Raw genomic sequence first — 9,284 nt, forward strand, 5'->3', positions numbered from 1 at the left:
TGTTACGCGTCGGCGAGCGGACCGGCGCGGCAGGCGAGCACCAGTTGGGTGACAGCTTCGGCGCGCATCGGCCGCGCCAGGTGGAAACCCTGGGCTTCATCGCAGCCCCAAGCGCGCAGCAGTTCCAGCTCGGCCTCGTTTTCCACACCTTCGGCGACGGTGCGGTAGCCCAGCTGCTCGGCCAGACGGATGATCGCATCGACCTTCAAACGCGCGGTGCGCGATTCCGCCAGCCCGGTGATCAGGCTGCGATCGATCTTGATGTGGCTGATCGGCACCTCGGCCAGGTAGCCGAAGTTGCTGTACCCACTGCCGAAGTCATCAATGGCCACACGCACACCTGCGGCGGCCATGGCGCGCAGCTGGGGCAGCGCGGCCGGGTGGCTGTGCAGCCACTGGCCCTCTGTGATCTCCACTTCGATCAATGAAGCGGGCAGGCCATACATCTGCAGGCGCTCGGCCATGCGGTGCCACAACTGCTCGTCGTCGAAGTCACGCGGGGAGAGATTCAGCGACACCGCAAACCCAGGCAGCACGCTCTGCCAGCGCGCCGCCTGCTGCACCGCCTGTTCCACCACCCAGCGACTCAGGGTCGGCATCAGGGCGGTGCATTCGAGCACCGGAATGAATTCCGCGGGGCTGACCGGTCCCAGTGAGGGATGCGTCCAGCGCAGCAGGGCCTCGGCTGAGACGGGTATGCCGTTGCCCAGATCAAAGCGGGGCTGGTAGACGAGGGTGAACTGGTCCTGGCTCAGGCCGCGACCGGCGTCCGAGGCCAGCCGGTAACGCCGGCGCAGGTACTCGTCGCGGTCCTTGGAGTACCAGCACACACAGGCGTCGGTCTGCAGCGCATGGTGCATGGCCACCAGGCATTTGCGCAGCAGGTCGGCGGTCTGGTCGGGTTCGGGCCGGAACGCGCACACGCCTGCGTGGAACTGCGGCGACATGGGGATGCTGCCGACCATCAGCGGGCGACGCATGCGCTCACGCAGCCGGTCCAGCAGGCCTTCCACCTGCTCGCGGGACTGGTCGCGCAGTACGAAGCCGAAGCGGGTGGCGGCCACGTGGTAGACCTGGGCGAACTCACCGATCATGTCCTGCACCCGCAGCGACGCCTGGCGCAGCAGCGATTCCACCGGCTTCAGGCCCAGTACCTGGCCGGCATCGGTGGTGCTCTGCAGGTCGAACACGTCCAGCAGCACGCCGGTGTAGTGGTGGCCCCCGTCCTGTCGGCCCAGCACGCCCAGGTCGGACTGGAACTGCTGGCGGTTGGGCAGGCCGCTGACGGCATCGCGCCGCCCGAGCGACATCCGCAGTTCCATCTGGTTGACCACCAGCCGTGCGAGCGTCTGCAACTGGCGGATTTCGTCTTCGCCCAGCACGCGCGGCTGGCGGTCGATCAGGCACAGCGCGCCCAGCGCGATTCCGCTGCGGGTCACCAGCGGCGCACCCGCGTAGAAGCGCAGGTGCTCCGGGCCGGTCACCGACGGGTTGTTGTTGAAGCGCGGGTCCTGGCTGAGATCGGACACCTGCAGCACCGCATGCGACTCGATCGCACACGCACAGATCGACCACTGGCGCTCGACCCGCACCAGCGACTCCAGTCCGACGCGGGAGATCGAGTGCTGGGCGTCGCTGTCGACGATCGAAATCAGCGCGATAGGCACGCCGAAGGTAAATGCCGCCAGTTCGGTGATCGGGTCCAGTGCGCGACCCAATGCCGGGTCCAGCACATTCAACGCTTCGATCAGCGCAATCCGTTCCAGTTCCTGTGTTCTGTCGAGCATTCCGTGTGCCCTGTCATACGGAAGACAGGTTCACTATCCAACCGGCGCTGCAAGCCGATGTGAATTGTTGCGGCGTGACATGAAGCATTCACGCCGGTGACGATCACGGCGTGGTGGCGGGGGACTTCAGCAGCTTGATCAGCTGGTTGAGCCGGTACGGCTTGGGCAGGAATTCCACATGCTCCGGCAGCGGCTCTTCCAGCTGCGAGCGGGCATAGCCGGAGGACAGGATCATCCGCGCATTGGGCAGGGCACGGGCGACATGCTCGCTCAGCTGCACGCCGGTCATGCCGTTGGGCATGCTGATGTCGCTGAACACCACGTCAAAGTCGCCATGCTGTTCGATCATCTGCAGGGCTGCTGGCCCGTCCACCGCGGTGTAGATCTCGATGCCGAAGTCCTGCAAGGCCTGGCCCATCAGCTCACGCAGATCGCTCTGGTCTTCGACCATCAGTACGCGAAGGGGCTCAGACATGCTCGACTTCCTCAAAGACAGATGATGACCCAAGGGGACTCCATCGCACGCGAACCGGTGCGCGGATGGCAGGTGGGGTCAGTACGCAACTGTACGCGATTGCGGCGGACAGGCGGTAGGCCGAAAGGCACTTCCCAATGCGCGAGAACGCCTGTGCATGCAACGTCTGACGGGCCGTCGTGCCAAATGTGAATAAATTGTCAAGAAAATGCCGGGACTGGCGTACTTCTGTCGCATAACACCCCTTTAACGTGTTCAGGTAACATCAGAAATCTTTTGTATCTGGATCGCCCATGAATTCTGCGCCCACCGCTCGCGACCGTTGGATCTGGCTGGCATCGGCCGGGCTGATGGCCCTGACCCTGGGTCTGGAGTTCGTGGTGCCGCTGGGCTACGCGGTATGGCTGACCTACTTCATGGCGGTGGGGGTGACCCTGTTCCAGCGCCGGGTCGAGGTGCCCTTCCTGGTGGCGGTGGGGTCCACGATCCTGTTGATGATCGGCTACCACATCGCGCCGGCCAGCTCGAATTCGGCGTTCTCGTTCGTCAATCGCACCATCGGCGGCGTCTGCTTCCTGTTGATGGCGCTGACCGTGATGAAGGCGATCCAGTCCCGTCGCATCGCCGCCGATGCGCTGTGGTTGCAGGAAGGCGAGAACGCGGTGACGGTCAGCCTGCGCGGTGACCCGGACCCGCGTGTGCTGGCCGACGAAGCCATGCGCACCCTGTGTGCGCGTCTGAATGCCGAAGTGGGCGCGCTGTACCGCCTGCAGGGCGAGCGCCTGCTGCTGGTGGGCGGCGCGGCACTGCCGGCACGGCTGCCGGAAGCACTGCCGTCCGCGGCCGGCCAGTGGGGCGAAGTGCTGCGCCTGGGTGAGCCGCGTCGGCTGGACCAGGGCGACAGCGTGCTGGAAATCGAGACGCCGCTGGGCATGACCCAGGTGCATCAGCGCCTGCTGGGACCGATCACCGCCGACGGCAAGGTCATCGGCATGATCGAGCTGGGCCGGGTCGGTGCCTCGCCGGCGCGGGCGCTGGAGCTGGATCTGCTGACCCAGGTCGCTGAACCCATCGGCGTGGCCATGCGCGCCGCGCTGCTGCGCGAGCAGCTGGTCGAACTGCTGGAAGAAACCCAGCGCCAGAGCGAAGAACTGCAGACCCAGCAGGAAGAGCTGCGGGTGGCCAACGAAGAACTGGAAGAACAGAGCCGCAGCCTGCTGCACTCGCAGGCCAATCTGGAGCAGCAGCAGGTCGAGCTGGAACAGACCAACGTGCAGCTGGAAGAGCGCACCCACGAGCTGGAATCGCGGCAGCAGGCGCTGCTGCTGGCGCAGGCGCAGCTGGTGCGCAACAGCAACGAGCTGGAAGCCAGCTCGCGCTACAAGTCCGAATTCCTGGCCAACATGTCGCATGAGCTGCGCACGCCGCTCAACAGCGCGCTGATCCTGGCCAAGCTGTTGGCCGACAACAAGGATGCCAATCTCTCGGACGAGCAGGTCAAGTACGCCCAGGCCATCCATTCGTCCAACAACGACCTGCTGGCCCTGATCAACGACATCCTCGACCTCTCGCGCATCGAAGCCGGCCATGTCGAGCTGAGCGAAGAGGACGTGGCCGTCTCCAGCGTGCTGCAGCGCCTGAAGGAGACCTTCCAGCCGCTGGCCGAACAGAAGGGCCTGGCCCTGGTGCTCCAGGCCGACGCCGATGCGCCGGCGCAGCTGGTCACCGACAGCCAGCGCCTGCAGCAGATCCTGAAGAACCTGCTGGCCAATGCGGTCAAGTTCACCGAACACGGCAGCGTCAGCCTGAGCGTGCGCGGCACCGCCGGCGGGCGGATCCAGTTCACCGTGACCGATACCGGCATCGGCATTCCGCAGGCGCAGACCGAGGTGATCTTCGAGGCCTTCCGCCAGGCGGATGGCAGTACCCGCCGTCGTTACGGCGGCACCGGGCTGGGCTTGTCGATCTCGCGCGATCTGGCCGCCCGGATGGGGGGCAGCATCAGCGTGGTCAGCGAACCGGGGCGGGGCAGCAGCTTCACTCTGGAGCTGCCGTTGGTCGGGGCACCGGGTGCCGAGCTGGGCACCGCCCACGCCGCGCCGGATGTCCGCATGCCCGCGGTGGCCAGCGCGGCTGTGGTCGCTGCCGCGCCGGTGGCAGTGGCGAGTGACGCCCCGCGCGTGATCGACGACCGCGGCCGGCGCAGCCGCGCCGGTCGCATGATTCTCGCCGTGGAAGACGATGCCGCCTTCGCCAGCGCGTTGGTGCAGATGGCGCACGAGCTGGACTTCGACTGCGTGGTCGCCCAGACCGCCGACGAGGCGCTGACCCTGGCCAGCGAGCTGCGCCCGAACGGCATCCTGCTCGACATCGGCCTGCCCGATGTCTCCGGCTTGAGCGTGCTGGAGCGGCTGAAGCGCGATCCGGCGACCCGTCATATCCCGGTTCACGTGGTCAGCGGCCTGGAGCGCTCGCAGGTGGCGCTGGAACTCGGTGCGATCGGCTACGTGATCAAGCCGGCCACGCGTGAGCGGCTGGTCGAGGCGATCCAGCAGCTGGAAGCCACCAACCAACGCGATGTGCGTCGTCTGCTGATCGTGGAAGACGACAGCGAGCTGCGCTCGAACCTGAAGTTGCTGCTGGGCCGCGACCAGCTGGAAATTGTCGGCGTGGGCACCGTTGCCGAGGCGATGGCGGCGCTGTCCAGCTCGACCTTCGACTGCATGGTCACCGACCTGGCCTTGCCCGATGGCACCGGTTACGACCTGCTGGAGCACATGGCCGCCAACGAAGCGCTCTCGTTCCCGCCGGTCATCGTCTACACCGGTCGCGCACTCACCCGCGATGAGGAACAGCGACTGCGCCGCTATTCCAAGAGCATCATCATCAAGGGCGCGCGCTCGCCCGAACGCCTGCTCGATGAGGTGACCCTGTTCCTGCACAGCGTGGAAGCCTCGCTGCCGACCGACCAGCAGCGCCTGCTGCGTGAGGCGCGTCGCCGCGACGCGGTGCTGGATGGACGCACTGTGCTGCTGGCCGAAGACGATGTGCGCAACATCTTCGCGCTGTCCAGCGTGCTGGAGCCGCTGGGCGTGAAGCTGGAAATCGCGCGTAACGGCCGCGAGGCACTGGAGAAGCTGGGTCCGGAAGTGGACCTGGTGCTGATGGACATCATGATGCCGGAGATGGATGGTCTGACCGCCATGCGCGAGATCCGCAGCGAGGCGCGCTGGCGCGACCTGCCGATCATCGCGCTGACGGCCAAGGCCATGCCGGATGATCGCGAACACTGCCTGCAGGCCGGTGCCAACGACTACATTTCCAAGCCGATCGACGTCGACAAGCTGGTCTCCCTGTGTCGCGTGTGGTGCTCGCGTCAATGAACGAGGCCGAGCTGTTCGATCTGGAACTGAAGCTGCTGCTGGAGGCGGTGTACCAGCGTTATCACTACGATTTCCGTGATTACGCGCTGGCTTCCTTGCGCCGGCGCATGCGCCACGCGATGGCGCGCTTTGAGTGCGCCAACCTGGGCGACCTGCAGCACCGGCTGCTGTCCGAGCCGGAGACCTTCGCCCAGGCGATGCAGTTCTTCACCGTGCAGGTTTCGGAGATGTTCCGCGACCCGGCCTATTTCAAGGTGCTGCGCGAGCACGCCATCCCGGTGCTGCGCACGTATCCGTCGATCAAGATCTGGATTGCCGGCTGCAGCAGCGGCGAGGAAGTCTGGTCCCTGGCGATCCTGCTGCAGGAAGAAGGGCTGCTCGACCGCGCCATCATCTACGCAACCGACATCAATCCCGAAGCGCTGCAGGCGGCCGAAGCCGGCGCGTTCGGGTTGGACCGCCTGGCCCAGTTCAGCCGCAATTATCTGGCGGCCGGGGGCACCGGCTCGCTGTCTGACTATTACAGCAGCGGCTACGGCAGTGTGGTGTTCGACCGCGCGCTCAAGCGCAACATCGTGTTTGCCGACCACAGCCTGGCCACGGATACGGTGTTCTCCGAAGTGCATCTGGTGTCGTGCCGCAACGTGCTGATCTACTTCCAGCGTGCACTGCAGGACCGGGCCATCGGTCTGTTCCACGAAGCCCTGGTGCACAAGGGTTTTCTCGGCCTGGGCAGCAAGGAGTCGCTGCAGTTCGGCGAGCACGCCGACGACTTTGAAGCCTGCGCGCGCGAGCAGCGCCTGTACCGGAAGCTGGCATGAGCACGGCAACCGACCCGCGCATGGATTTCAAGCTGCTGGTGGTGGGAGCCTCCGCTGGCGGGGTGAGCGCGCTGCAGACGCTGCTGGCCGCCTTGCCGGAAGACCTCGCGCTGCCAGTGCTGGTGGTATTGCACCTGCCGCGCGACCGGCCCAGCCGCATCGTCGACCTGCTGGATGTGCGCTGCCCGCTGCCGGTCCGCGAGGCCGACGACAAGCAGCCGCTGCTACCCGGAACGGTGACCTTTGCGCCGCCGGACTACCATCTGCTGGTGGAGGATGCCAACACCCTGGCCCTCTCGGTGGATGCGCCGGTGCTGTACTCGCGACCGGCGATCGACCCGCTGTTCGAAAGCGCGGCCGAGGTCTTTGCCAGTGGCGTGCTGGCGATCCTGCTCACCGGGGCCAGCAATGACGGCAGTGCCGGTGTGGCCGCGGTGCGCCAAGCCGGTGGGCACGCCTGGATCCAGTGCCCGGACGATGCTTTTTCCCCGATCATGCCGGCGTCCGCGCTGGCCCATGCCGGGGCCGACGCGGTGCTGCCGCTTTCTTCCATCTGTACACGTATCAAAGGTCTTGCCCGATGAACCTGATCGAGCCTGCGGCGATGACAGCGCCGACCGACAACGTGAACCTGCTGATTGTCGATGACATTCCGCAGAACCTGGTGGCCATGGAAGCGTTGCTGCGACGCGAGGGCCTGAACATCCTGTGCGCGGCGTCCGGTGCGCAGGCGCTGGAACTGCTGCTCGAGCACGACGTGGCACTGGCACTGCTGGACGTACACATGCCGGAAATCGACGGCTTTTCACTGGCCGAACTGATGCGCGGCTCAACCCGCAGCCGCGATGTGCCGATCATCTTCCTGACCGCCTCGCCAAATGATCCGGTACGAGCCTTCAAGGGCTATGAGTCCGGTGCCGTGGATTTCCTGCACAAGCCGATCGAGCCGCAGGTGATCCTCAGCAAGGTCAACGTGTTCATTGAGCTGTACCAGCAGAAGCAGCTGCTGAAGGCGCGCAACCAGGCGCTCGAGCATGCGCTCAAGCTCAACGAGACCATGATGGCGGTGCTCACCCACGATCTGCGCACGCCGCTTTCGGCGATTCTGCTGTGCGCCGACAAGTTGTCGCTGGACCTGCCCGACGATGGCCAGGTCCAGCAGACGCTGAAGCATCTGGAGAACAGCGCCGAGCGCATGGGACGCATGGTCGAGCAGCTGCTGGACTTTTCGCGCATCCGCAGCGGTGGGCTGCGCATCCACCACAGCAACTGCGATCTGGCCGAAGTGGCCAGCGTGGTGGTGGCCGAGCTGGCCCGCGCGCATCCGCAGGCACGGATCGAGCTGCAGATCGAGGGCGATACCGACCTGCATGGCGACCCGGACCGGCTGGCACAGCTGCTCTCCAATCTGGTGGGCAACGCGGTGCTGCACGGCGGGGCCGCGCCGGTCCAGGTGCTGGTGCGTGGCAATCCGGGGGAGTCGCTGCTGCTGCAGGTGCGCAACCAGGGGCAGATTCCTGAAGCGCTGCTGCCGCGCCTGTTCGAGCCGTTCAAGGCCAGCTTCCACGAAAGCCGTGGGCTGGGGCTGGGCTTGTTCATCGCGCACGAGTTCGCCCGTGCACATGGCGGAGCCCTGGTCGCGCGCAACCTGGACGGGGAAGTGCAGTTCGAAACCCGGCTGCAGCGTCGCATGCGCGGCTGAGCCGCAGGCGGGGGCAGGGCGGCGGGCTGCGCTAGACTACGCGTCAGTTCACCACCGGCCCCGCCACGGACCATTGCCCGCATGCCGAGCAGCAGCCGCAAGCCCGCCCCCCTGATCGACGCCCAGGTTCACGTGGAGGGCTTCGCGCAGGTGCGTGAAGCGCGCCGCTCGGAACTGGTGGAAGACTACGTGGAGCTGATCGCGGACCTGATCGCCGACGGCCGTGAGGCCCGTCAGGTGGACATTGCGACCCGGCTGGGCGTGGCCCAGCCCACCGTGGCCAAGGCACTCAAGCGACTGGTGAAGGAAGGCTGGGCGATCCAGCGCCCTTACCGGGGCGTGTTCCTGACCCCGGCCGGCGAGCAGCTGGCGGTGGAGGTGCGCGCGCGCCACCAGACCGTGGAGCGCTTCCTGCTGGCCCTGGGGGTGGATGCGGATTCGGCCCGGCGCGACGCCGAGGGCATCGAGCACCATGTCAGTGAAGCGACCCTGGCCGCGTTCGAGGCGTTCCTGCGCAAGGCCAACGGCCATGGTTGAACGCCTGCCACCGCCGCCGCCACTGGGCGTGCCGGTGCACGACCAGGACGAATACTGGATGCAGCACGCGCTGGCACTGGCCGCGCGCGCGGAGCGTGAGTTCAATGAGATTCCCGTCGGTGCGGTGCTGGTCGGCAGCGACGGTGCAGTGCTGGGCGAGGGCTGGAACCTCAACATCGCCGAGCACGATCCCAGTGCGCATGCCGAGATCGTGGCGATGCGCCAGGCTGGCAAGGCGCTGGGCAATCATCGTCTGCTGGGCAGCACCTTGTACGTGACCCTGGAGCCATGCGCGATGTGCGCGATGGCGGTGGTGCACGCGCGCGCGTCGCGGCTGGTGTATGCAGCCACCGATCCGAAAACCGGTGCCTGCGGCAGTGTGTTCAACCTGCTGGAAGACCCGCGCCACAACCACCGCGTGGAACTGCATGGTGGGGTGCTGGCGAAGGAAGCGAGCACGCGCCTGACCAACTATTTCCGCGCCAAGCGCGGCAAACCGCCGCTGTTGCCGACGCTTGGCTGAGGGCCCGGCCGGCCCCCCCGCCCCCCCCCCCACCCCCCGCCCCCCGAGGGCCCCGC

8 protein-coding genes are annotated in these 9,284 nt (G+C 66.5%); 6 read left to right on the top strand and 2 right to left on the bottom strand.

The features are described 5' to 3' along the window. Positions 1–2: 2 nt before the first annotated feature. Together QMX83_RS06885 and QMX83_RS06890 are read right to left on the bottom strand one after the other, a co-directional pair. Positions 3–1,787: an EAL domain-containing protein gene (locus QMX83_RS06885; protein WP_282295874.1), complete on the bottom strand. Its 1,785-nt coding sequence runs from the start codon at positions 1,785–1,787 to the stop codon at positions 3–5. A gap of 103 nt (positions 1,788–1,890) precedes the next feature. Then, on the bottom strand, positions 1,891–2,262 hold the full coding sequence (locus QMX83_RS06890) for a response regulator (protein ID WP_282295875.1): 372 nt from the start codon (positions 2,260–2,262) through the stop codon (positions 1,891–1,893). 293 nt (positions 2,263–2,555) lie between these two features. Between QMX83_RS06890 and QMX83_RS06895 the strand changes: the two genes are divergently transcribed. From QMX83_RS06895 to tadA, 6 genes are all read left to right on the top strand, one after another. Next, positions 2,556–5,645 (top strand): response regulator, encoded by a 3,090-nt coding sequence (locus QMX83_RS06895; protein WP_282295876.1) that lies wholly within the window; start codon positions 2,556–2,558, stop codon positions 5,643–5,645. Continuing rightward, on the top strand, positions 5,642–6,466 hold the full coding sequence (locus QMX83_RS06900) for a CheR family methyltransferase (protein ID WP_282295877.1): 825 nt from the start codon (positions 5,642–5,644) through the stop codon (positions 6,464–6,466). Before QMX83_RS06895 ends, QMX83_RS06900 begins: the two co-directional genes overlap by 4 nt. Next, the gene (locus QMX83_RS06905) at positions 6,463–7,050 is read left to right on the top strand and encodes a chemotaxis protein CheB (RefSeq protein WP_282295878.1); all 588 of its coding nucleotides are present in this window, start codon (positions 6,463–6,465) and stop codon (positions 7,048–7,050) included. Before QMX83_RS06900 ends, QMX83_RS06905 begins: the two co-directional genes overlap by 4 nt. After that, a complete protein-coding gene (locus tag QMX83_RS06910) occupies positions 7,047–8,168 on the top strand; it encodes a hybrid sensor histidine kinase/response regulator (protein WP_282295879.1) in 1,122 nt (373 codons plus the stop codon). Before QMX83_RS06905 ends, QMX83_RS06910 begins: the two co-directional genes overlap by 4 nt. Before the next feature lie 81 nt (positions 8,169–8,249). Continuing rightward, positions 8,250–8,705, top strand: a complete 456-nt coding sequence (gene mntR / locus QMX83_RS06915; protein WP_282295880.1) for a manganese-binding transcriptional regulator MntR — start codon at positions 8,250–8,252, stop codon at positions 8,703–8,705. Continuing rightward, positions 8,698–9,228: a tRNA adenosine(34) deaminase TadA gene (tadA, locus tag QMX83_RS06920; protein ID WP_282295881.1), complete on the top strand. Its 531-nt coding sequence runs from the start codon at positions 8,698–8,700 to the stop codon at positions 9,226–9,228. The genes mntR and tadA overlap by 8 nt, the downstream gene beginning before the upstream one ends. Positions 9,229–9,284 lie beyond the last annotated feature (56 nt).

Source organism: Stenotrophomonas sp. PS02289 (assembly GCF_029960115.1).
GTDB lineage: Bacteria > Pseudomonadota > Gammaproteobacteria > Xanthomonadales > Xanthomonadaceae > Stenotrophomonas.